We start from the raw sequence: 22,682 nt of genomic DNA on the forward strand, positions 1-22,682 counted from the left end.
GTCGTTCACCCGGTGTTCGCTTGCGCTCCGGTTTCGATATCTGTCAATATCGAATTATGTCGAAACCGGAGTTGTCGTTGACCGAGGTGTCCGCCTGTGCGGTTCAGCCGCTGGTGCGTGAGCCGCTGTCGGTTGACGCTGCCGCTGATCTGGCGCCGAAGTTGAAGGCACTCGGGGATCCGGTGCGGTTGCGGTTGCTCTCACAGATCGCCGGCCACGCCGGCGGAGAAGCGTGTGTCTGCGATCTGTCGATCGGGATCGACTTGTCGCAGCCGACGATTTCGCATCATTTGAAGGTGCTGCGAACTGCTGGTCTGCTCGAGTCCGAGCGCCGCGCGTCGTGGGTCTACTACCGCGTCGTCCCGGATGCGTTGCAGCAGTTGTCGTTGCTGTTGGGCACCGGCATCGTGGCCGCGGACGTCCGATGAGCACAATCCCGCTGGGCCGGCGGTTGCTCGCCGAGTTCGTCGGTACCGCGCTGCTCGTGACCATCGTGGTGGGGTCCGGGATCGCTGCAGAACAGCTGTCGCCGGGCGACATCGGGCTGCAACTGTTGGAGAACTCGACTGCAACCGCCTTCGGCCTCGCGGTACTGATCCTATTGTTCGGACCGGTGTCCGGCGCACATTTCAACCCCGTGGTGTCGGCGGTGGACTGGGTGCTGGGCCGCCGCGCCGGGACCGGTCTGCCGGCGGCCGATGTTGCGGCCTACACGGTTGCGCAGATCGCGGGCGCCGTCGTCGGAGCGGTGCTGGCGAACGTGATGTTCGACCTGTCGGCATTCCAGATCTCCGACAAGGACCGGATCACGTCAGGTCACCTGGTCGGCGAGATCGTGGCCACAGCCGGGTTGATCGCGTTGATCTTCGCCCTGGCCCGCACCGGCCGACATGCCCTGTCCGCTGCCGCGGTCGGCGCCTACATCGGTGCCGCGTACTGGTTCACCTCGTCCACCTCGTTCGCCAACCCGGCTGTCACGATCGGGCGCGTCTTCTCCGATACGTTCGCCGGGATCGCGCCCGGCTCGGTTCCCGGGTTCATCGTCGCCCAGATCGTCGGCGCATTGATCGGCCTCGCGTTGATCGTCGTCCTCTATCCCGACGTCGCGAAAACCGCCGGCAACGTTGTTGTCCCGCATCACGATCATCCCGCCAACTCCTAACATCTGACACACGACTGAAAGAGGCTCCTTCCCATGGCATCAGCGACCCCCAGTGTGTTGTTCGTCTGTGTCCACAACGCCGGCCGCTCGCAGATGGCCGCGGGTTTCCTCGCGCACCTCGCCGGCGATGCGATCGAGGTCCGCTCCGCCGGCAGTGCCCCGGCCGAAACCATCAATGCTGCGGCTGTCGAGGCGATGGCCGAAGTCGGTATCGACATTTCGGCGCAGTCCCCGAAGATCCTCACCCCCGACGCCGTGGAAACCTCCACGGTTGTCATCACCTTGGGCTGCGGCGACGCGTGCCCAGTGTTCCCGGGTGTCAGTTACCGCGATTGGGCGCTAGAGGATCCGGCCGGTCAGGGTATTGATGCGGTCCGCCCGATCCGCGACGACATCAAGGCTCTCGTCGAGGATCTGATTGCCGAACTGGTTCCCGCTCTTGCAGGAAATGGCCGATGAGCGCACCATCAGTGTTGTTCGTGTGCGTGAAGAACGGCGGCAAATCGCAGATGGCCGCCGGGCTCATGCGCCAGGTCGCCGGTGACCGTGTCGAGGTGCATTCGGCCGGAACCAAACCCGGCGCCGCCGTGAACGCACTGTCGGCTGAGTCCCTGCTCGAGGTGGGCGTCGACATCTCCGATCAAACTCCGACACTGCTCGATCCGCAGCTCGTCGAGGGGGTCGACCTGGTTGTCACGCTGGGCCGCGAAGCTCACGTCGACCCGATCCCGGGCACTCGATTCGAGAACTGGGACACTGACGAACCCTCTGATCGGGGGATTGACGGTATCGAACGGATGCGGCTGGTCCGCGACGACATCGCCGCCCGCGTCACCGACCTCGCCGCCCGGCTCCAGAACACCCCGAGCACCGAACATCAGGAGATCCGTTGAGCACCATCGAAGTATTCGAACCCGCCCTGTGTTGCAGCACCGGTGTCTGCGGCGAGGACGTCGACCAAGCCTTGGTCACCTTCTCCGCAGATCTGGACTGGGTCCGCTCTCAGGGCGGCGACATCGCCCGGTTCAACCTTGCCAGTGAACCGTTGGCCTTCGCGCAGCGCGAACCGGTCACCGCGTTCCTCAAGCTATCGGGCTCCGAGGGGTTGCCGTTGGTCCTGGTCGACGGGATCACCGCGCAGACGGGCCGCTACCCCGACCGGGCGCAGCTCGCGAAGTGGGCCGGCCTCAACACCCCGGTCACCGCTGCTGCGCCGACCGGGATCACGATGCTCGGCCTGACCGAGACCACCAGCGACGCCGGCGCATGCTGCGCTGACGACGCCGCGAACTCGAACTGCTGCTGAAAAGGATTGCCCGACATGAAGTTTCTCGACGACCCGCCCCGCTTCCTGTTTTTCACCGGTAAGGGCGGGGTCGGGAAGACCTCCATTGCCTGCGCCTCGGCGATCGCCCTGGCCCGCGACGGTCGCAAGGTGCTGCTCGTCAGTACCGACCCGGCCTCGAACGTCGGTCAGGTGTTCGGCCTGAGCATCGGCAACACCATCACCCCGATCGCGGCCATTTCCGGCCTCTTCGCACTCGAGATCGACCCCGAGCAGGCCGCCGAGGCCTACCGCGAACGCATCGTCGGGCCGGTCCGGGGTCTGCTGCCCGACGCCGAGATCGCCTCGATCACCGAACAACTCTCGGGCTCGTGCACCACCGAGATTGCTTCATTCAATGAATTCACCGCCCTGCTCACCGACTCCGACGGCATCACCGACGGGTTCGACCACGTCCTGTTCGACACCGCTCCGACCGGCCACACCATCCGGCTGCTACAGCTGCCCGGATCGTGGACCGACTTCCTCGACGACGGCAAGGGTGACGCCTCGTGCCTGGGTCCGCTCGCCGGGCTCGACAAGCAGCGCACCATCTACGCCGATGCCGTCGCCGCTCTCGCCGACCAGAGCCGCACCCGACTGGTCCTGGTCGCCCGGGCGCAGCGAGCGTCGATCGCCGAAATCGCCCGCACCCACACCGAACTCGCCGATATCGGACTCACTCACCAGTACGTCGTTGTCAACGGAGTCCTATCGAATCCCGATGGACACGATGCCCTCGAAACGGCGATCCACGACCGCGAACAAGGCGTCCTCGCCGCGCTGCCGGCGAACCTGCGGACGCTGCCTATCGACGAGGTCGACCTCAAACCCACCAACATGGTCGGCATCGACGCTCTGGACTCGCTGTTCACCGCATCCACCGCCGGGGAATACGGAGCCGCACCCGCCACCGCGCTCGGCGAAATTGTCGATCGGCCGCTGTCGGCGCTGGTCGACGAACTCGCCGCGAACGATCACGGCCTGATCATGTGCATGGGCAAAGGCGGAGTCGGCAAGACCACCGTCGCCGCCGCGATCGCCGTTGCCCTGGCCGGCCGCGGCCACCAGGTGCACCTGACCACCACCGACCCCGCCGCACACCTCGCCGACACGCTCGACGGCAGCATCACCGGCCTCGAGGTCTCGCGCATCGACCCCGCCGAGGCCACCGCGACCTACCGCGACCGTGTCCTGACCACCAAAGGCGCACGCCTGGACGAGCAGGGCCGCACCACCCTGATCGAGGACCTCAAATCCCCGTGCACCGAGGAAGTCGCTGTCTTTCAAGCCTTCTCGCGGGTCATCCACGAATCGCGCCGCACGTTCGTCGTCGTTGACACCGCCCCGACCGGACACACCCTGCTGCTGCTCGACGCGACCGGTTCCTACCACCGCGAGATAGCCAGGCAGATGGGCGAGAACACAAACTTCACGACGCCGCTGATGCGGCTGCAGAACCCACAGGAGACCAAGGTCATCCTGGTCTCCCTCGCCGAAACCACGCCCCGGCTCGAAGCCGCGGGCCTGCAAGCGGACCTCGAACGCGCCGGCATTCACCCGTGGGCGTGGGTCGTCAACAACTCCCTCGCCGCCGCGCACCCGACATCGGCACTGCTCCAACGCCGTGCCGCCGCCGAGGTCGTCGAACTGACCGCCATCACCGATCGCGCCGAGCGGTACGCCGTGGTCCCGATGCTCGCCGAGGAACCGGTGGGCGTGGTGGCTCTGACCGCTCTCACTGGTTCGGCTGTTTCCGGAGTGTGAGAACGACGGCGATCACACCGTTCGTTTCCGCCACACCATTGACGACGGCGCCTCGGCCGTGCTGAGTACCGACGAAGGGCTGCGCAACAGAAGTTGCCGGTGCTGGCGCATCTGTTCGACGTGTCCTGACCTGGACCGAAGCCGATACCGGCCAGAGAATGTGCTACTCCGGCTGAGCTACAGGGTCGGGGGGTATGTAGCTCAACCGGAGTTATCTGGTTTCATCGCGGCGGCGATCTGAGGCGTTACACCGTCATCGAATGAGCCTGATGGCCTTCTCTCGGCCGACCTATGAACTGCTCAGCAGCAGGCCGCGGCGGTACTCGGCGCGGGGTCTGCCTCCGTGGAAACGGACGTGCCGCAGCACACCGCGGACTGCTCATCGTCGTGAGAATCGTTGTCGGCCAGCAGCTTCGGGCTCATCCCGAAAGTGTCTGAATCGGCGAGGACGGTGTAGACCTCCCACTTTTCACCGGCCGGGCCACTCACCCACACCTTGTCTTGGGTGGCGAAGCAACAGGTCGTGTTGATCTGTTCCTCGGTGAACAGCCCTTCCTCGCTGAGCCGGGCGATCTCGGAACGGACTTTGTCGCTGGACTCCACCTCCACACCGAGATGGTTGATCGTGCCACCCCGGCCGGGGTTCTCGAGCAGCACCAATTTGAGCGGTGGCTCGACGACCGCGAAGTTCGCGTATCCCGGCTTGCGTTTGGCCGGCGCAACATTGAACAACTTCGAGTAGAACTCGACTGCCTGATCCAGATCGTCGACGTTGAGTGCCAGTTGTATACGGGACATGTGACTACCTCCACCTGTGAGACATATATCTAACTTCCTGCCGATGCCCAGAATGCCAACCTCTTAGACATATGTCAATAAGGCGGCCTGAATTGGGTGAGCCCACCTGCGTCGAATCAGGTGGGCGCCGGCGCGACGTCCGGTACGAGCCGGGGTATCAGGCGAACGTAGATGACCATGCCGATGACTTCGACGAATGTCTGGGTGACGACAACTGCGGCAGCGAGTTCCAGGCCGTCGGGCAGGGCCAGGGCCAGCGGTAGTACCACCAGTGAGTTGCGGGTGGCGCCTGAGAACACGATGGCGCGGCTCCCGCCGACGTCGAGTCGGAAAGCTGCGGCCAGGGCCCTACCGGCGAAGGCCATCACGATCAGGAAGGCGATGTAGAACGGGATGACCGCGACGACATCGGCGAGGTTGTCGTCGATGGCGGGTATTTGGGAGGCGACGACGATCGCGAGGACGGCGGCCATCAGGGGCACCATCAGGGTGCTCGCAGCGGCGTACACGGTGCGGCCGGCGGGTTTGCGTGCCGCCCAGACTTGCGTGGCCCACGCCAGGATCAGCGGGATCATGATCAGTACGAGGAACGCTTCGAGGAACGGGCCGACCTCCACGATGTCGGCGAGCTCTGGGCCCATGAACAGCAGCAAAAACAGTGGTAGCAAAGCCATTTGGGCAATCAGCAGCAGTGGTGTGGCGGCCAGCAGGCGTTCGCTGCTGCCGCCGGCGAGGCGGGAGAACACGATGACGTAGTCCACGCAGGGGCACAGCAACACCAGCAATACGCCGACCCGGATGGCCTGGTCGGCGGGCAGCAGGAAGAACATGGCCGCGACCACCAGCGGAACGATGACGAAGTTGATGACCATCGCAGCGGAGAGGAACCGGGCATCGCGAATTGACCGGGCCAGGTCGGCGACGGGCACCTGGAGGAACGTCACATACAGCAGTGCGCCGAGGACCGGGTTGATCGCATGCTCGAGTGAAGCGCTCAGGCCGGGAGCGGTCAGCCCGATCCCGGCGCCCGCGACCATCGCCAGTAGGTAGATCACCACCTGATGCTGTTCCATCCGATCATCCAGCCCTAGCGGTGGTTTCAACTCGGGTCTCCTTCGAGGTCTTCGTTTGAACCTTCAACCCGACTCGAAGGTCAAGCCTGACGAGAGGGTCATTCCACCCGGGATCGTCGCCGCTTGATCTGGGGCTTCCAGGTCGAATAGGCCAGCGCTGCGAGAGCGGTCGCGGTCTGGTCGCAGAATTGCTCGTGATCGGCGAGGCCTACCGTCAGAGCCCGGAGGGCGGTGGTCGCGACGAGAAAATCGAAGACTGCGTCCGATCGGTGATTCAAGGCTTTCCCTGGCATCTCAGGCAGATAACCGCTCAGCAGGTCGCGCATCAGGACCCTGACGTCGTGCTCTGATCGGTTCACGAGGCGGCCGTAGAGATCTTCCTCCTGTTGATAGGCCGACAGCAATCCCGGAATCGCCGCTCGTGACACGGGATTGGCGAACTGGTGCAAGAAGATCGACGACCACGCCCGGAAGTCTTCCCAGAGGTCGCCGGTGGCCTCCGGGACCACGCCCGGCTCGGCCTTCCCGAACGCGGCGTCCTCGATCAACGCTTCCCGGCGGGCCCATCGGCGGTAGATGGTCGGCGCCCCCACCCCGGAGCGCCTGGCAATCGCGGCAATCGTTGTCGACTGATAGCCCACCTCGACCAGCAACTCTCGCGTCGCCTGGAGCACGTCGACATCCTTCTGCGGATCGCGTGGGCGACCGGGAGGCGGCTGGGTATTGGTGGTCACCTCATGAAAGTACCGCAAATCCATTCTTCAATTACGTTTCATGCTCTAACGTATATCCAAACGCCCCCAGAGCAAGGAGACCAGTGCCGTGTTGACACCGAATGACGAGATCCTGGCCCACCAGCTGCCGACCACCTTCGACCACGTGTCGCAGAGTGATCTGCGCTGGGTGGAACGCGTGGTGATGTACGGATTCGACAAATCCGGCGATATCAACGTGATGACCGGGATGGCCCGTTACCCCAACCGCAACGTGACCGACGCCTATGCAATGGTCACCAAACGCGGCGGCGAGGCCAAGGTGGTCCGGATGTCCACCACACTCAACCCTCAAACCGGTGGACTCGGCGAATACAACATCGGCCCGTACACGTACACGATCGAAGAACCGTTGCGCCAGGTGCGAACTCGGGTGGCCCCCAACGATCAGGGCCTGAGTCTGGACCTGCGCCTCACGGGGCAATTCGACACGTACGAGCAGACCGCCGCGTTCCATCGCGTTCGCGGGCGCGTGTCCGAGGATGCCCGCCGGTTCTATCAGAACGGTGTGGTCGAGGGCTGGATCGACATCGACGGTGAGCACATCGAGATCGATCCGCAGCGATGGTGGTTCGGTCGGGATCACTCCTGGGGGATCCGCAACGGCGGCGGCGGTGGCAGCCTTTCCGAAGGCACCGAACTCCAGCCGGGAGAACTACCCGAAGGTGTCCTCTACTACATGGGAATCTTCCAATTCGACGACGAGCTGGTGCATTTCGCGCAGCGCGAGAACAGCGACGGGTCGAGGTGGCAGTTCGAGGGTGAACTCCTCTACCCCACCGAGTCCGGTCGGCCGCACGCGACGATCATCGATGTCGAACACGACCTCAAATTCCGGGAGGACGCCCGCGTCGTGTCCGGCGGAACGTTCACGATCATCCGCGGCGACCGATCGACGAGCACCATCGAGGTGCACCCGATGACCGACTTCTGGCCCGGACTGGCCGGCTACGACCACTACAACGGCTATGCCAGCGGCTACTACCGCGGGGACAACTTCCTCGACGGATTCTCCGTCGATACCAACAACCCAGAGGCTTTGGCGCCGGTGCGGATGCTCAGTGAAACACTCTGCGAGGTGAGGATGGACGGCAGGGTCGGCCACGGATTGGTGGAGATGGTGTTCATGGGCGCATACCCGCGCTACGGATACACGGGCTGGTGACGCCATGACGTCCGCATCGCCTTCGCGGCTATCTGCCGACCAACTACCGCAGGCACTCGAAGCTGTACTCCGCCAAAGGATCCCAACCGCACACGCCGCCACCATCTCCAACTGGAGACCTGCCGAACAGGGCTTCTCCACCGAGACCTACCTGTTCGACCTCGTGGGAGTGGAATCATCGGACGCGACTGCGGCCGGCACTGCGGGATTGGTCTTTCGCCGACCACCCGACTTCGCGGTCCTGCCGGACTTCGATCTCCGGCGGCAGTATCTGGTGATGCAACGTCTCGCCAATTCGCCGGTCCCCGTACCGAAGACGCGATGGATCGACGCAGAAGGCACCGATCTGGGAACGCCCTATTTCGTGATGGACCGCATCGACGACGTCATCTCGGTCAGTGATGTCCCCTCGTATCACCAGGAGGGCGTCTACGCCGAGACCGATGACGACGGCCGGGCCCGGCTGTGGAACGGGTGCGTGGATCTCATCGCGCGGGTACACCAGATCGACACCGCCGAAAGACGTTTGGGATTCCTGGATCTACGCAGGTTCGGCACGACGCCACCGCAGCGCCTGGTCAACTTCTTGCGGTACGCACTCGACTGGGCAGGCGATGGCAACGCGCTGCATCCGGGTCTGGCGCGTGCCCTCGACTGGGCCGACAACCACATGTATGAACCAACGCGAGTCGCGTTGTGCTGGGGCGATTCACGCATGTCCAACGTCCTCTATTCCGGCACCGACCATCATCCGGTCGCAGCGCTCGACTGGGAGATCGCGTACCTCGGAGACCCGGGCGCCGATCTGGCCTGGATGTTCCTGACAGATTGGGTCAGCAGCCCACTCGACGAGCACGCATCATTGCACGGGACGCCCTCGCGTGAAGAGACACTCGAACGCTACGCGGGTCTGACCGGATGGCGGCCGACCAACATGTTGTTCAACGACGTCACCGCCGCGCTGTTGCTGGCCGTGCCGCTGATCAGGCTCAACAAGAAACTCAACCTCGAGGGGGTCGATCTCGCCGACATCTGTGCACAAAGGGTCGCAGTGGTTCTGGACGGGAGCTGACCACGCCAAACGACCGGAAACCCACGTCGCCCCTTGTTCGCATGGCACGATGGGACGATGGGCACGGAGGTCGACCACCGCGATTTCAGCCGCGAGGACAGACGGCGCTTTCGCGAGCAGGTGGGACGCTGCACCGAGGCGGTGGCCCGCATGCTCGCGGATGGCCTGTTCACCGATCAGGGCAATCCGCCCGAACCCTTGCTCGGAATGGAAGTCGAGCTCAATCTTGTTGACCGGGCGATGAATCCGGCGATGTCGAATGCGGTAGTCCTCGAAGCGATCGCCGATCCCGACTACCAGACCGAACTCGGACAGTTCAACATCGAGATCAATGTGTCCCCGCGACCCTTCGTCGGCGCCGACACCGTCTCACTCGAAACAAGCCTGCGTGAATCACTCAATCAGGCCGACGCCAAGGCCGCGAGCATCGGCAACCATCTGGTGATGATCGGCATGCTGCCCACCTTGCGGCAGGAACACTTTGCACACCAGTGGATTTCGGCAAACCCACGCTATGACCTGTTGAACCAGCAGATCTTTGCCGCACGTGGTGAAGACATCGAACTCGACATCACCGGCGTCCCACTGGTACCCGGTGAGATTCCCGATCGGCTCCAGACATCGATCGATTCGATTCTGCCCGAAGCCGCGTGCACGTCACTGCAACTACATCTGCGCGTCGCCCCGGAAAGCTTTGCCGATCATTGGAATGCCGCTCAGGCGCTGTCCGGGGTTCAGGTGGCGCTCGCCGGCAACTCGCCGTTCCTGGCCGGATCCGCCCTGTGGCACGAAAGTCGTATCCCGGTATTCGAGCAGGCCACCGACACCCGACCCCAGGAGCTCATCAACCAAGGTGTCCGTCCCCGGGTCTGGTTCGGGGAACGTTGGATCACAACGATATTCGATTTATTCGAGGAGAACACTCGCTACTTTCCCGCCCTGCTACCAGTGACGACGGAGGACGATCCGCTGGCCCAGTTGGAGGCCGGCGAGATACCGGAACTGACCGAACTCCGCATGCACAACGGGACCGTGTATCGCTGGAATCGACCGGTGTACGACGTCATCGACGGGCAGGCACATCTGCGGGTGGAAAATCGCGTACTCCCGGCGGGTCCGACCGTCCTGGACATCATGGCCAATGCCGCCTTCTACTACGGCCTGCTGCGTGGGCTCGTCGACGCCGATCGGCCGATCTGGTCGCAGATGTCGTTCGATGCCGCGGCCGAGAATCTTCACGCAGCGGCTCGCGACGGCATGGACTGCCAGTTGTACTGGCCGACTGTCGGCTGGGTGCAACCCGATGAGCTGGTGCTCCGACGGCTACTGCCCATAGCCGAAGAAGGTTTGGCCGCATTCGGCGTCGCATCCGACGTTCGCGATCGGTACCTGTCGATCATCGAGGGACGCGCGGTCACGCTCCAGACAGGTTCGGTGTGGCAACGCTCCTGCGTCGCCGCCCGGGAGGAGGCCGGCGACAGTCGCGAGGTTGCACTGTCCGGAATGCTCAGCGAATACATCGAGCGCATGCACGACGGCGCTCCCGTCCACACCTGGGATCTCTAGACCCACAGCGGTTCAGCCGTGGGCAGCGCCCACGACTGCGGCGCCATTTCGTCGCCAGGCACCGGGCGCCTCCCCGACATCTCGCTTGAAGGCCCGGTTGAACGCAGATTCTGACTGATATCCAACAGCATTCGCGGCCTGCGCGACACTGAGCGAACCGCTCTGCAGCAATCGGGCAGCGAGCTGGAGGCGCCATCGAGCCAGGTAGGTCATCGGCGGCACCCCCACGTAGGTGGTGAACCGATCGGCAAAGGACGAGCGGGACATTGCCACCTCGTGTGCCAGCTGTTCGAGCGTCCACGGCTCGGAGAACCGGCCGTGGATGAGTCGCAACGCTGAACCGACGTCAGGATCGCGGATGCCGGCCGCCCAGTTGCGGGTGTCTGCCGGCAATTCGTCGATATGTGACCGGAGTGCTTCGACAAACATCAGCTCGGACAATTTTGCCAGCATCGCCTCCTGCCCGGCGTTGTGACCATCGCTTGCCTCGATGGCTGCGTCGAGGAGTCGCGTCATCCACCCCCAGCTACGACTCGACACGGGGGCGTGGACCATCCTGGGCAATGATTCGAGCAACGGGTTGAACGGACGCCTGTCACATGCGAAGTAGCCACACACGATCCGGCAGCGCTCAGCGTTCGAGTCGCCGTTGATGTCGATGACAAACGGCAGGGCTTCGGTCAGCGGCCGGTAATAGCGAGACAGGTCGGGCTGCCCGCAGAGGCCCGGAGCCGACGCGAGGAGGTGTGCCTCGCCGCTGGAGACGATCACCATCTCGCCGGCCCGCAGCATTTGCGCGGGCTCGGGTTCGTCGACCGTTTCGACCCAGCAAGAGCCGTGAGTCAGGACGTGGAAGGCGATCAGGTGCTCCGCTTCCGTGGCGATCTTGGCAGCGATCACATCGGTCGGCGGACTCTCGAGAACAAAGGGCGAGCGGGCATCGACGTCGAAGTACACCGCACCGGTCAACCGCACAGCGAGTAAAACGTCGGATAGGACATCCATGACGTGACTCCCGGACGATCAGACAACACTTCTGGACGTGCGGCACAAGCTGATCCGATAGGCGGACGTATGGGCAAGTCCTTCGGCGCCTCGGGCATTCCCAGACGTAACCGCTTTTCGTACCGTCAACTTGACAGTCTCCCACCATGTCAGCCCGTACATAAGGAGTGCACCAAATGTCCCCCAATGAAGCCACCCCGGATGCCGTCATCTCCGAGCTTCGCCAGACCCTTCGCGGCCCGCTGATCGGTCCCGACGACACCGACTATGACGAGGTGCGGAAGGTCTACAACGGGGCCATCGACCGACATCCGGCGGCCGTCGCCTGCGTCGCGGATGTCGCGGACGTGATCACCGCCGTCAACTTTGCGCGACGTCATCAGATCCCCCTCGCGGTACGCGGTGCCGGCCACCACGGTGCCGGGTTCAGCGTGTGGGATGACTCCCTGGTGATCGACTTCCGCACGCAACGCTCGACCAACGTCGACCCGACAGCCCGAACCGTACGCGTGGACGCCGGGTGCACCTGGGGCGACGTGGATCACGCGAACGGCGCCTTCGGCCTGGCCACCCCGTCTGGTTTCGTCTCCACAACCGGCGTTGCAGGACTGACGCTCGGCGGTGGAACCGGCTATCTCACAAGGCATCTCGGTCTGACCGTCGACAACCTGCTCTCCGCCGACGTCGTGTTGGCCGACGGTTCCTTTGTGACCGCAAGCGCCGAGAGCCATCCTGACCTGTTCTGGGCGCTGCGTGGCGGCGGCGGCAACTTCGGTGTGGTCACCTCGTTCACATTTCGATCCCACCCGGTGGGTGAGGCCGGGGAGGTCATCGGCGGGCCGATCCTCTACGACATCGCCGACGCCGAAGAGGTCTTCAAGTGGTACCGCGAGCTGATTCCGACACTGCCCGACGACCTGAACGGCTGGATCGGCGTTCTGGAGGTCCCGGGCGGTCCACCCTTCCCCGAGGAGTTGTGGGGCCGAAAGGTCTGCGGGATCGTATGGTGCTATTCGGGGTCGCACGACAAAGCCGACCAGGTGCTGGCGCCCATTCGGGATTTCGGCTCACCGCTCCTGTCCGGCGTCGCGCCGATGCCGTTTCCCGTGCTCCAGAGCGCATTCGACGGGCTCCTTCCCAAAGGGTTGCAGTGGTACTGGAAGGCCGACATCTTCGAGGAGATCACCGACACCGCGATCGGATATCACCGTCAGTACGGCGAATCCCTGCCGTCGTCCCTGTCGACGATGCACCTCTATCCGATCAGCGGCGCCGCGGAGCGTGTTGCCACGGATGCAACTGCGTTCGCCTACCGGAACGGCGGGTGGAACGGAGTCATCGCCGGCATCGATCCCGATCCGGCCAACCTCGGAAAGATCACGGAGTGGGCCAAGAACTATTGGGAGGATCTGCACCCGACGTCCGCCGGCGGTGGCTACGTGAACATGATGATGGACGAAGGTCACGAACGCGTTCAGGCAGCCTATCGCGGCAACTACGACCGGCTCGTCGAGGTCAAGCGGAAGTATGACCCGAACAATCTCTTTCGGATCAACCAGAACATCGTGCCGGCGTGATCCCCCGCCGGGACGGCTATCTTGCAGCGTTCTTGATGAACCCGGCCCTGGGCGTTTGTATGCGACGGTAAGGCGTGATCAGAGCAGTTCGTGCAGGTCAATAGCATTGTTAGCGTTGGCCAGTCATGGCGTGGAAGCTACTGCGGACGCTCTGCGGACGAATAACAGAATCGGCCAGTAGCCGAGATTAGCAGTGCGCGGGCGTCCGGCGCTGCAATCGAACCGCCATCGACATCGCGACCGAGGCGGAACAGGTCTCTTGTATCGATTGCGAGCCCGCCGTCTTCGGCAAGCAGATCCACGTCCGGATCCTGGCCGCGGAGTAGCTGTGGCCGGTTCGCAGGGTTCCGGTCCTTGAACTGATTCACGATGTACCACCTTGCATTCGGCGCCTCTTTCGCCTCGAGAATATATCGTTCGACGAATCGCCCGAGTTTCTGGAGATCAGTCGGAGAGCCGCCCTTGGAATATCCTTTGATCTCCGCGAGCGCGATCCAACCGTCGCTGTCATTCGCAGTGCGAACTCGCAAATCCTCTAACTTCTCCCTTCCCTCGGATAGATCCCGGTTTTCAACATCGAACCCGAGGCGTTCAAGCGTCGCGGCGACAGCAACTACGAGCGGTGCACCGGTACCACTCAGGATGAGTCGCTCTCCTTCATCGACCCTCGCCTGCATTTTCTCCAACTCTGACTTTGCGTCCGCAATCTGACCTTCCAACCGATTCGTCGCTTCGGCTAACTCGTCTGCTATCTCGTCGATTTTCCGCGCAAGATTTTGCTCAGACCGCATCATCCATCGCTCGTCCGACGTCCAGTCGGGTCCGGGAGGAAACCTGGCCGGGTCAAGTTTCGACCACCGCTCGAGCGCGTAAAGCAACCAGAGCCTTACATATTCAAAATCGACTTCGAAGCAAGGAAGGTAGATAATCTCTGCTGGGCCCGCGTCCGGGTTGTAGATCGCCGAATGCCATCTACCATCGAGATCCTGCGTAAGCACAGTCGTCTCGGACGTATCGCTACCCCAGTCGAACGGGCGCACAGTTCCCCGGGGAACGGCGGATGCTCGCACTCGAGGCAATATAGTTGATTTAACAAGTTCTTTCAATTGACTGTCGAGCGAGCTTGGAATCTCCACTTCTTCGCCGTATGTATGAACCTGAGAGAAACTACGTGTCGAGTTCTCCTTCCGGATCCCGCCCGTTGGAGTACCTCCAAACTGGAGCAATCGAAGGTGATCGCTGCTCGCCCCAAGCCACGGAACATCGCCGAACGAAATCACGGCGTCCCAGCTCTCCCAACGGAGCGAGGGGCCCCTCCCACTCACATTTGCATGGGTGTGAACGGCGCCGGCGTACTGCCGGACTACATCGCAAATTCCATCGTCAATCTCGCTGGCAGTGAAGGAAACGACGATGCGAGGAGGGTCGGACTCGTCATATACGGGCATGACGTAAAAACATACTCTAATCGCGGACAATCACTGGTCAGATCCGGTTCGCACGTAGAGGCCCCTGTATAAAGGCTGACTCCACCGACCGCAGGGTCGGGGCACGGATCGCGTCGAATGTTTGAAGGGATGTCGCGGCGCCACACAAACTTCACCGGCCCTGGAAATCTGACCACCCCCAAATACCATGACTCACGGTAGTCAAGAAGGAATTACTTGTGAGGCATAATAGGCTCTGAACGGCCATTTGCGGGGTATCAGCACGTTTCCAGGGGATCGCCTGACAAGTCGCAACCGGGCCGAACCTGCCGGCCACGCCAGGACGCACAGACCGAACGCCAGAAGCGACGCCAGAAACCCTCTTTCCAGGGTGTAAAAGCCGGGGAGAGATCTTTCTCGACTACCGAGGAGTCAAGGGTTTGGGGTGCCTCCGATATTTCGAGGGGGTGCTTCGGCGGAAATGGTTCCCCGATCGGTGAGCCACCCGTTCGGCGCGATGAACAGCGGTTTCGCTAGCAGTGGACCGTCGGCGTGGTCAAAGCGATCCCACCCGAGGGACGACCAGAAATCATCGCCGCCTTCACTGAAAGCGACGAGCGTCCGGTCTAAGTACAGCGCTGCGATTGCCTGGACGGCCTCGCTGGCGATTCCTTTTCGGCGGAACGGCTCCGCGACTTCGATGAACACGATTTCGAGCGCCTCGGCACCGAGCCATGACGCGACGTCGTAGGGGACGTCGTCGGTATTGTCGAGTTCGACCCGCGCGACTTCGACTCCGTCCTGTTGGACCTCCAGGCACCACGGATCAGGGTCCTGATGCCAAGTTCGATCCGACCACCAAGCCCGCGTGAAGCCCTCGTCATTTCCGAATGGTTGCCAGTTGTAGAAGTCGTCACGGTCTGTTCGGCGTTTTTCAATGAGATGAAGCGACACACGGTCGATTATCGCAGAACACCCCGCGCCTGTGGGGGCTGCGGAATGTTCTGTGTTGGCGCTGGGCGGCTGGTGGTGCGGCGATCCGGGTCGTCTCCGCCGTTCCCATGCTTTCCTGATCGGCTCGGTTTAGGAGTTCGGGCCGGGGTGAGTTTTGCGCCGGGTCTGTCGGGTCAGCGGAACCAGGACGCTTCTTCGGTCAGGTTGCCGTCGCCTTCTTAGTCGTGTCCGACCTCGCTGACCGGGATCACGTTGGCCGGCATCGATGCGACGACTTCACTGAGTGCACCGTCGTTGCTGACGAGGGTGATCCGGTGCCCTTGCGGTGCGGTGGGATGTGGTGGCCGTCAGCAAGACGATGGCCATAGCTCGGCAGCATTCACGCTGACCACCTATACCCACCTATGGCCCAAGTCGGATGACAAGATCCGGGCCGCTGCGGCTGGCCTGATTACGACGGTCAATTCTCCTGCGGCCGCTCTGCGGACGCTATAGCTGCTGGCCTGGGGAAACACTCACCGTGCAGCGTTCTTGATGAATTCTTCAACTCCTGCAGCAGGTTTGGTGCCACCGAAGTAACCGCCGCGCACATGCCTGCGCTGGGTGTTGTCGTCGGTGGCCCGAGCCGCGGAGTGCCAGAGGTAGGCGTCGTGGAGGATGACGTCGCCGCGTTCGGCGTAGATCCCGACTTCGCCACGGATCTTCTCGAAACCCAGCGGCATCTCGAACGGCGGCTTGCGGCCGGTCCGTCCTCCCGAAGGTTGCGCGGTGTCGGGTACAGAGACGCCGTTGACGTTGCGGTACGGCGCCGGGGTGTCCCAGAGGTGACTGCCCGGCACCACCCGCAGGAACCCATTGGCCGGACTGGTGCCGTCGATGTGCAGTGTGAATGCCGTACTCGGCCACACCTCCAGGCTGGGACCCGACTGCCAGTCCGAATGCCAGCCGATCCGGGTGTAGCCGGACTCCTTGCCGGGGCGGGCATCCTGATAAACGACCCCGTACTGCTCGTGATCGCGCAGCCAGCTGTCCGGGCCGAGCAACCGGCTCATGACGTCCCTCATCACCGGGCCGGTGATGGCGGAGTCGACCGCAGATGACACTTCACTGACGTATTCGACGTAATTGGCGAACTTCTCCGCCTTGGCCGCCTCATCGATGAAGACGGTGGACCCATATCGGGAATCCAGGTCGCCGGCGACCACACCTTGCTGCGCGGCAACGCATTCCGCTTCGATGGTGTCGACGTCGGACTCACTCAGGACACCCCGCAGGGTGGCATATCCGTACATGTCGTAAAACCAGACCAGGCCGTCGAGATCGTCGGGACCGAATACGCCGGGTGTGGAAAGCGGTGCTGCCATGAAAAAAACTCTAGGCCTGCGGCGCCGATCCGTCAGCGCAAGTGCGCTCGATCACTCGCCGAAGAACATCTCGACAGCCGAGATCGATCCCCGCCTGGTCCCAAACACAAAGAACCCCACACCTTTTCGATCGCCGAGCTTCAGGGCGACGGCAACGGTGTCACCGGCCGCCAGAAGTTTGTGCGCCTCGACCCCAAGGAGTTGTCCGACGACGCATTCGACATCGCCGGTCTCATCACCGAGTACCACCAACTGCGCATGGGGATCGAGCAGTCGCCGAGCACCCCGGACATCCCCGCGCGATGCCGCGTCGAGAAAGTTCTCGACCGCCGACTTGGCCCCTGCGCCCACACGCCGGAAACCCTGTGCAAACCCGAACGTGCCCCGGATCCCCTGATTACGGAGCAGCGCCAGGGTCAGCTTCACCCCGACCGGCCCCGCGGCCACACCGCATCGCATGAATTGCGTGATCATCCCGGGCAGTTCCCAGAAAGCCGCCAGCCGGGTGATGCGCAGGGCACCGTCGGACTCCTGCAGGTCGTATCTGATGAAGACCGGCACCCGCAGCGTCACCTTGGGCGACATCTCGACTTCGAGTTCGAGGTCACGGATCACCGAGTGCTCCCCTACGACGTCGACGTCGCGATGAAACGTGATGTTCCGGGGACCGATGAACGTGTCGTAGAAGCGCTCGATCTCGCCGACGCCCACGTGCGCCCGCGATCCCACCGGATCATTGACGGTGCCGACGTCGACGAACAATCCGACCCAGGCGTCGCGGTCGTGGACACCCGCGGCCGCCGGTGAGCGTTCCACAAGTGCAAGCATCCGGTCCCGGCCATACGTCGCCATCGGTCGCCATCACCTTCCGCAAAGTTAGAACGTGTTCTATTCTACTCAAAGTAGAACACGTTCTAATACCGTAGGCGATGGCCCCTGGCCACAAATCGAAAGTGATCGAGATGAAAGTTGCTGTAACCGGCGCCGCCGGGTTCGTGGGACGCAATCTGGTCGAGCAGCTGGTCAGACGCGGTGACACCGTGGTTGCCATCGACCGGCAACGCCCGGCGGCCACCCCCGACATCGCGGCAGTCGAGTGGGTCGGTGCCGACATCCTCGATCCGGCATCTCTCACCACAGCATTCGACGGTGTCGACGTCGTCTATCACCTGGTCGCGGTCATCACTCTGCGCCACAACGACGAGAATGCCTGGCGGATCAACACCGAGGGCGTGCGCAATGTAGCCGAAGCCGCCCTCGACGCGGGGGTCCGCCGGATGGTGCATTGCAGCTCGATCCATTCGTTCGACCAGTACCTGTGCGGCGGTCAGATCAGCGAGACGTCGGTGCGATCCGCGGATCGTGCGCTTCCGGTGTACGACCGCTCCAAGTGGTCCGGCGAGCAGGAGCTGCACCGGGTCATCGCCCGCGGTCTCGACGCCGTCATCTGCAATCCGACCGCGGTGTACGGTCCCGCCGATCACGCACCGTATTCGCGGATCAACGGCATGCTGCGCGACTCCGCGCGCGGTCGCGTTCCCGCGCTCATCACCGGTGGCTTCGATCTCGTCGACGTCCGCGATGTCGCGGCCGGACTGATCCTCGCCGGCGAACACGGCGTCTGCGGCGAAAACTACCTGCTGACCGGCGAGATGGTCGAGATGTTCGACGCGTTCCGGATGGTCGCTCGCGAAGCCGGACGGCGCGGGCCCGCCCTGGCGTTCCCGATGCGCTGGGTGGAGGCGATCCTGCCGGTGGCCGAACCGGTCTGCAAATTGTTCGGTTCCGACCTGGTGTCGAAGGCCGCACTGGGCTCACTGGGGGCTCAGCCCTACGTCGACGGAACCAAGGCGCGCCGCGAATTGGGTTATGCACCACGACCTGTCGCCACCACAATGCGCGACTACGCCGACTTCCTCGTCGGCGCAGGACAACTCGAACGCCGGCGGCCGATCACGTTGCCGCGACGGGCAAAAGCTTTCGCCTGACACCCCGCCCACCCGAATTTGCACCGCCCACCGGCAATTGTCGGTGGGCGGTGCGATTTCGGGTGGATGAGGGCCGATACGACCGGATCAGTCCTTCGTCACCAATCCACGACCGGTGATCTGCGGGAGGTCGAGTGCGGTGAGAAGCCCGGGCGCAGCATTCACCACGGCTTCCACCGCGTTCACCAAACGCATTGCGGTGACCAGCATTCCGGAGTCGTTGTGGTCGCCGTTCTCACCGTGGTGGACGAAGTCGACGGTCATCACCGGGTCGCCGGTGATCTCGATGCGGTAGCAGCCGTCGCCGTTGCTGGGTATGGGCCAGTCCGGCTGAGCATCACGCTGCGTGCGGGTGACATGTTCGAGAACCACTCGGGGAACACCGTTTACAGTCCCGATCACCTCGAACCTGACGGCGGCCATCGTCCCCTTGGCGATATGGCAGGAGGCGATGTCGTAGTCACTCTCTGCCGGCCGGCGGTCGATCTTCTCGATCAGCGGCTCGTCGAGGGTGACGTCGAGGCCGGCTGCGAGTTGTCGCACCACCGGACCCCAGGCCAGGGACAGGACACCGGGCATCCACAGCATCGACTCGGTGTCCATCGGTTTGCCGAATCCGAACAGCTCGGTCATGGTCATCGGTTGGTAGTACGTCGCATAGTCGGCAATCTCCGCCACGCGTAGTTCGTCGATCCGCTTCGACAACGATGTCATCGCCAGCGGCAGAACATCATTGGCAAATCCGGGGTCGATGCCGTTGACGTGCAGGGTGGCATTGCCCGCCCGCGCGGCGCTGCGGATCCGCTCGTTGAGTTCGTCCGGGAACACGCCGTCGGGATAGACCAGCGCGACCGGTCCGGACGAGACGACGTTGACGCCGGCCTCGAGGAACGAGATGAGGTCGTCGATCGCCTCCATGATGCGGTCGTCGGTCATCGCGCCATGGACGATGCAGTCGGGACGCAGCGCCAGTAGCGCTTCGGTGTCGTTGGTGGCAGCGAGACCGAGGTCGCGCCCCAGTCCGGCCAACTCGCCGACGTCCTTACCGACCTTGTCCGGGTTCGACACCCAGACCCCGACCAATTCGAGTTCGGGACGGGCCAACACCCCGGCTATCGCCAGCTTTCCGATGGTTCCGGTGGACCAGACAACAACACGCAACGACACCACAGACCTCCGTACGCAGGAAACTAGAACACGTTCACCCTAGCCCGCCCACACCCGAAAGTGTGCCCTTTTGGCGAACAAAACCCCAGGTGGGGACCGCCAAAAGGGCACACTTTCGGGTTTAGGAGAAGAGTTTGGGAAGCGTTCCCTCGAAGGCCTCACGCAATTCGGTGAGTGGGATGGTGAAGGCATCCTGGACTTCGACGGAGTCGCTGCCCTGGTCGACCACACCGATCCGGGCCCACGGGAGCTGCCGGGCGTCGAGCATTCCGCAGAAACGCACCTCTTCGGAGCGTGGCACCGCAACCAGGACGCGGCCCGACGACTCGGAGAACAGCCAGACAAACGGATCGGCGCCCTCTGGCAGCACGATCCGGCATCCGGTCTCCCCCGCGAGCGCGGCTTCGATCACGGTCTGGGCGAGTCCACCCTCGGACAGGTCGTGAGCAGCCGAGACCAGACCGTCGCGCGATGCGGCGGTGAGGATTTCGCCCAGGAGACGCTCGCGCTCGAGGTCGACGGCCGGCGGCGTGCCACCGAGGTGATCGTGGGCCACCTGTGACCAGATCGATCCGTCGAACTCGTCGTGGGTGTCACCGAGGAGGATCAGCGTCTCGCCGATCTCGGTTCCGAAACCGGTCGGGATGCGCCGACGGACATCGTCGATCACGCCCAGGACACCGACAACCGGTGTGGGCAGGATGGCCGTCGCACCGGTCTGGTTGTAGAAACTGACGTTGCCGCCGCAGACGGGAATGCCCAGTTGCGCACAACCATCGGCCAATCCGCGGACGGCCTGCTGGAACTGCCACATCACGGCCGGATCCTCGGGCGAGCCGAAGTTCAGGCAGTTGGTGACGGCCTTGGGTGTGGCACCGCTGACGACCACGTTGCGGTACGCCTCGGCCAAAGCCAGTTGCGCGCCACGGTACGGATCGAGGTAGGTGTAGCGGCCCGAAGCGTCTGTCGCCAAAGCGATTCCGCGACCGGAGGATTCGTCGACGCGGATCATGCCGGAGTCGGCATGCTCGGCCAGCACGGTGTTGCCGCGAACGTAGCGGTCGTACTGCTCGGTGATGAACCGGCGGCTGCACAGTGCCGGCGACGAGATCATCTCCAGCAGCGTTGCCCGCAGTTCTTCCGGGGAGGACGGACGCTTGAGATCCTTTGTGCTCGAGGCGATCACGTCGTCCTGCCAGTCCGGCCGGACGACGGGGCGCTCGTAGACCGGTCCATCGTGGGCGACGGTGCGCGGCGGCACGTCGACCACGGTCTCGCCGTGCCAGGTGATCTCGAGATGCTCGCCATCGGTGACGTGGCCGATGTCGGTGGCCAGCACGTCCCACTTGCGGCAGACCTCCATGAACGCCTCGACGTTCTCGGGGGCGACCACCGCACACATCCGCTCCTGCGACTCGCTGGAGAGGACCTCGGCCGGGGTCATGCCGGTGGCCCGCATGGGCACTTTTTCGAGTTCGATGTGCATGCCACCGTCGCCGGCAGCAGCCAATTCCGAGGTGGCACAGGACAATCCGGCACCGCCGAGATCCTGGATACCGATCACAATGCCGGCCTTGTACAGGTCGAGGCAGCACTCGATGAGTACCTTCTCGGTGAACGGATCGCCGACCTGCACCGCAGGCAGCTTCTTCGGACGGCCACCACCGGTGTCGTCGAAAGTCTCCGACGCGAGGACGGACACGCCACCGATACCGTCGAGACCGGTCCGGGCGCCGAACAGGATGATCCGGTTACCGGCACCCGACGCGAACGCCAGGTGCAGATCCTCGACCCGCATCACACCCGCACAGAGCGCGTTGACCAAGGGGTTGCCCGCGTACGACGCGTCGAACACGGTTTCGCCGCCGATGTTCGGCAGGCCGAGAGAGTTGCCGTAGCCACCGACACCGCGGACCACACCGTCGACCACCCGGCGGGTGTCGGGAGCATCGGCCGCGCCGAAGCGGAGCTGGTCCATGACCGCGATCGGGCGGGCACCCATGGCCATGATGTCGCGGACGATGCCGCCGACACCGGTGGCCGCACCCTGGTACGGCTCGACATACGACGGATGGTTGTGCGATTCGACCTTGAACGTGACGGCCCAGCCGTCACCGATGTCGACAACACCCGCGTTCTCGCCGATTCCGGCGAGCATCGACGACCGCATCTCATCGGTGGTGGTCTCGCCGAAGTAGCGCAGGTGCACCTTCGACGACTTGTACGAGCAATGCTCGGACCACATCACCGAGTACATCGCCAATTCGGCGGCGGTCGGGCGGCGACCGAGAATCTCACGGATCCGCTGATACTCGTCATCCTTCAGACCCAACTCACGGAAGGGCTGCGGCTGATCGGGCGTATCGACGGCGACGGAAACGGTATCTACGTCTGCACTCACGAGAACAGTCTAGGCGGTACCACACCAACCGCTGACCATGCCGTCTCGGCAAGCGGTCGACGCCACCGTTCTCGGCGGTCCGGCGCCCCGATCCGGCGA

21 protein-coding genes are annotated in these 22,682 nt (G+C 63.6%); 11 read left to right on the forward strand and 10 right to left on the reverse strand.

Translation table 11 applies throughout. The features are described from left to right. Positions 1–56: 56 nt before the first annotated feature. Genes H290_RS0101845 through arsA form a run of 6 tightly spaced genes read left to right on the forward strand, consistent with a single transcriptional unit; the run spans position 57 to position 4,253 of the window. The gene (locus H290_RS0101845; protein ID WP_020105050.1) at positions 57–428 is read left to right on the forward strand and encodes a helix-turn-helix transcriptional regulator; all 372 of its coding nucleotides are present in this window, start codon (positions 57–59) and stop codon (positions 426–428) included. Further along, positions 425–1,162, forward strand: coding sequence for an MIP/aquaporin family protein (locus H290_RS0101850; RefSeq protein ID WP_020105051.1), 738 nt, complete (start codon positions 425–427; stop codon positions 1,160–1,162). The genes H290_RS0101845 and H290_RS0101850 overlap by 4 nt, the downstream gene beginning before the upstream one ends. Before the next feature lie 33 nt (positions 1,163–1,195). Then, positions 1,196–1,621: an arsenate reductase ArsC gene (locus H290_RS0101855; RefSeq protein ID WP_020105052.1), complete on the forward strand. Its 426-nt coding sequence runs from the start codon at positions 1,196–1,198 to the stop codon at positions 1,619–1,621. Further along, the gene (locus H290_RS0101860) at positions 1,618–2,055 is read left to right on the forward strand and encodes a low molecular weight phosphatase family protein (protein WP_020105053.1); all 438 of its coding nucleotides are present in this window, start codon (positions 1,618–1,620) and stop codon (positions 2,053–2,055) included. Before H290_RS0101855 ends, H290_RS0101860 begins: the two co-directional genes overlap by 4 nt. Beyond that, positions 2,052–2,468 (forward strand): arsenite efflux transporter metallochaperone ArsD, encoded by a 417-nt coding sequence (gene arsD, locus H290_RS0101865; RefSeq protein ID WP_020105054.1) that lies wholly within the window; start codon positions 2,052–2,054, stop codon positions 2,466–2,468. Before H290_RS0101860 ends, arsD begins: the two co-directional genes overlap by 4 nt. A gap of 15 nt (positions 2,469–2,483) precedes the next feature. Then, complete coding sequence (arsA, locus tag H290_RS0101870; protein WP_020105055.1) at positions 2,484–4,253, forward strand: arsenical pump-driving ATPase; 1,770 nt, start codon at positions 2,484–2,486, stop codon at positions 4,251–4,253. 300 nt (positions 4,254–4,553) lie between these two features. Here arsA and H290_RS0101875 read toward each other — a convergent pair whose 3' ends face one another. The 3 genes from H290_RS0101875 to H290_RS0101885 form a co-directional block, all read right to left on the reverse strand. Next, positions 4,554–5,051, reverse strand: coding sequence for an ArsI/CadI family heavy metal resistance metalloenzyme (locus tag H290_RS0101875; RefSeq protein ID WP_020105056.1), 498 nt, complete (start codon positions 5,049–5,051; stop codon positions 4,554–4,556). Positions 5,052–5,167: 116 nt separating this feature from the next. Beyond that, positions 5,168–6,124, reverse strand: a complete 957-nt coding sequence (locus H290_RS0101880; RefSeq protein ID WP_020105057.1) for an arsenic resistance protein — start codon at positions 6,122–6,124, stop codon at positions 5,168–5,170. A gap of 98 nt (positions 6,125–6,222) precedes the next feature. After that, on the reverse strand, positions 6,223–6,858 hold the full coding sequence (locus tag H290_RS0101885; protein ID WP_231373485.1) for a TetR/AcrR family transcriptional regulator: 636 nt from the start codon (positions 6,856–6,858) through the stop codon (positions 6,223–6,225). An 88-nt stretch (positions 6,859–6,946) separates the two neighbouring features. On the opposite strand from H290_RS0101885, the gene H290_RS0101890 reads away from it, so the two are divergent. The 3 genes from H290_RS0101890 to H290_RS0101900 are packed head-to-tail and all read left to right on the forward strand — an operon-like array spanning position 6,947 to position 10,700. Next, the gene (locus H290_RS0101890; protein WP_020105059.1) at positions 6,947–8,062 is read left to right on the forward strand and encodes a hypothetical protein; all 1,116 of its coding nucleotides are present in this window, start codon (positions 6,947–6,949) and stop codon (positions 8,060–8,062) included. A gap of 4 nt (positions 8,063–8,066) precedes the next feature. Beyond that, positions 8,067–9,134, forward strand: coding sequence for a phosphotransferase family protein (locus H290_RS0101895; protein WP_020105060.1), 1,068 nt, complete (start codon positions 8,067–8,069; stop codon positions 9,132–9,134). A gap of 57 nt (positions 9,135–9,191) precedes the next feature. After that, positions 9,192–10,700, forward strand: a complete 1,509-nt coding sequence (locus H290_RS0101900) for a glutamate--cysteine ligase (RefSeq protein WP_020105061.1) — start codon at positions 9,192–9,194, stop codon at positions 10,698–10,700. 12 nt (positions 10,701–10,712) lie between these two features. Here the strand turns inward: H290_RS0101900 and H290_RS0101905 are convergent, their stop codons facing one another. Next, positions 10,713–11,705: an AraC family transcriptional regulator gene (locus tag H290_RS0101905; RefSeq protein WP_020105062.1), complete on the reverse strand. Its 993-nt coding sequence runs from the start codon at positions 11,703–11,705 to the stop codon at positions 10,713–10,715. A gap of 176 nt (positions 11,706–11,881) precedes the next feature. Here H290_RS0101905 and H290_RS0101910 point away from each other — a divergent pair, with 176 nt between their 5' ends. Then, the gene (locus tag H290_RS0101910; RefSeq protein WP_036517834.1) at positions 11,882–13,282 is read left to right on the forward strand and encodes an FAD-binding oxidoreductase; all 1,401 of its coding nucleotides are present in this window, start codon (positions 11,882–11,884) and stop codon (positions 13,280–13,282) included. A gap of 137 nt (positions 13,283–13,419) precedes the next feature. On the opposite strand, the gene H290_RS0101915 is transcribed toward H290_RS0101910, so the two are convergent. The 4 genes from H290_RS0101915 to H290_RS0101930 form a co-directional block, all read right to left on the reverse strand. Beyond that, on the reverse strand, positions 13,420–14,730 hold the full coding sequence (locus H290_RS0101915) for a hypothetical protein (RefSeq protein ID WP_155976653.1): 1,311 nt from the start codon (positions 14,728–14,730) through the stop codon (positions 13,420–13,422). A gap of 411 nt (positions 14,731–15,141) precedes the next feature. Continuing rightward, positions 15,142–15,663 carry a GNAT family N-acetyltransferase gene (locus H290_RS27550; RefSeq protein WP_020105065.1) on the reverse strand — a complete coding sequence of 174 codons (522 nt, stop codon included), beginning with the start codon at positions 15,661–15,663 and terminating at the stop codon, positions 15,142–15,144. Between the two features lie 515 nt (positions 15,664–16,178). Next, a complete protein-coding gene (locus H290_RS0101925; RefSeq protein ID WP_020105066.1) occupies positions 16,179–17,027 on the reverse strand; it encodes a phytanoyl-CoA dioxygenase family protein in 849 nt (282 codons plus the stop codon). Between the two features lie 51 nt (positions 17,028–17,078). Then, positions 17,079–17,879 carry a ketosteroid isomerase family protein gene (locus H290_RS0101930; protein WP_028462652.1) on the reverse strand — a complete coding sequence of 267 codons (801 nt, stop codon included), beginning with the start codon at positions 17,877–17,879 and terminating at the stop codon, positions 17,079–17,081. A 110-nt stretch (positions 17,880–17,989) separates the two neighbouring features. Between H290_RS0101930 and H290_RS0101935 the strand changes: the two genes are divergently transcribed. Continuing rightward, entirely contained in the window at positions 17,990–19,015 is a 1,026-nt protein-coding gene (locus H290_RS0101935) for an NAD-dependent epimerase/dehydratase family protein (protein ID WP_036517840.1), read from the forward strand. Positions 19,016–19,102: 87 nt separating this feature from the next. Here the strand turns inward: H290_RS0101935 and H290_RS0101940 are convergent, their stop codons facing one another. Both H290_RS0101940 and purL read right to left on the reverse strand, forming a co-directional pair. Beyond that, positions 19,103–20,182 (reverse strand): diacylglycerol kinase, encoded by a 1,080-nt coding sequence (locus H290_RS0101940; RefSeq protein ID WP_028462653.1) that lies wholly within the window; start codon positions 20,180–20,182, stop codon positions 19,103–19,105. A 121-nt stretch (positions 20,183–20,303) separates the two neighbouring features. After that, positions 20,304–22,583 carry a phosphoribosylformylglycinamidine synthase subunit PurL gene (gene purL, locus H290_RS0101945; RefSeq protein ID WP_020105070.1) on the reverse strand — a complete coding sequence of 760 codons (2,280 nt, stop codon included), beginning with the start codon at positions 22,581–22,583 and terminating at the stop codon, positions 20,304–20,306. Positions 22,584–22,682: the final 99 nt, after the last annotated feature.

Origin of the sequence: Nocardia sp. 348MFTsu5.1, assembly GCF_000383535.1 — a bacterium.
Lineage (GTDB): Bacteria > Actinomycetota > Actinomycetes > Mycobacteriales > Mycobacteriaceae > Williamsia > Williamsia faeni.

Coding starts and splice junctions, on each gene's coding strand:
- arsA (WP_020105055.1), top strand. CDS start 2,484: ATGAAGTTTCTCGACGACCCGCCCCGCTTCCTGTTTTTCACCGGTAAG.
- H290_RS0101855 (WP_020105052.1), top strand. CDS start 1,196: ATGGCATCAGCGACCCCCAGTGTGTTGTTCGTCTGTGTCCACAACGCC.
- H290_RS0101895 (WP_020105060.1), top strand. CDS start 8,067: ATGACGTCCGCATCGCCTTCGCGGCTATCTGCCGACCAACTACCGCAG.
- H290_RS0101905 (WP_020105062.1), bottom strand. CDS start 11,705: ATGGATGTCCTATCCGACGTTTTACTCGCTGTGCGGTTGACCGGTGCG.
- H290_RS0101930 (WP_028462652.1), bottom strand. CDS start 17,879: ATGGCGACGTATGGCCGGGACCGGATGCTTGCACTTGTGGAACGCTCA.
- H290_RS0101900 (WP_020105061.1), top strand. CDS start 9,192: ATGGGCACGGAGGTCGACCACCGCGATTTCAGCCGCGAGGACAGACGG.
- H290_RS0101850 (WP_020105051.1), top strand. CDS start 425: ATGAGCACAATCCCGCTGGGCCGGCGGTTGCTCGCCGAGTTCGTCGGT.
- H290_RS0101880 (WP_020105057.1), bottom strand. CDS start 6,124: ATGGAACAGCATCAGGTGGTGATCTACCTACTGGCGATGGTCGCGGGC.
- H290_RS0101875 (WP_020105056.1), bottom strand. CDS start 5,051: ATGTCCCGTATACAACTGGCACTCAACGTCGACGATCTGGATCAGGCA.
- H290_RS0101925 (WP_020105066.1), bottom strand. CDS start 17,027: ATGGCAGCACCGCTTTCCACACCCGGCGTATTCGGTCCCGACGATCTC.
- H290_RS0101845 (WP_020105050.1), top strand. CDS start 57: ATGTCGAAACCGGAGTTGTCGTTGACCGAGGTGTCCGCCTGTGCGGTT.
- H290_RS0101915 (WP_155976653.1), bottom strand. CDS start 14,730: ATGCCCGTATATGACGAGTCCGACCCTCCTCGCATCGTCGTTTCCTTC.
- H290_RS0101860 (WP_020105053.1), top strand. CDS start 1,618: ATGAGCGCACCATCAGTGTTGTTCGTGTGCGTGAAGAACGGCGGCAAA.
- H290_RS0101935 (WP_036517840.1), top strand. CDS start 17,990: ATGAAAGTTGCTGTAACCGGCGCCGCCGGGTTCGTGGGACGCAATCTG.
- H290_RS0101910 (WP_036517834.1), top strand. CDS start 11,882: ATGTCCCCCAATGAAGCCACCCCGGATGCCGTCATCTCCGAGCTTCGC.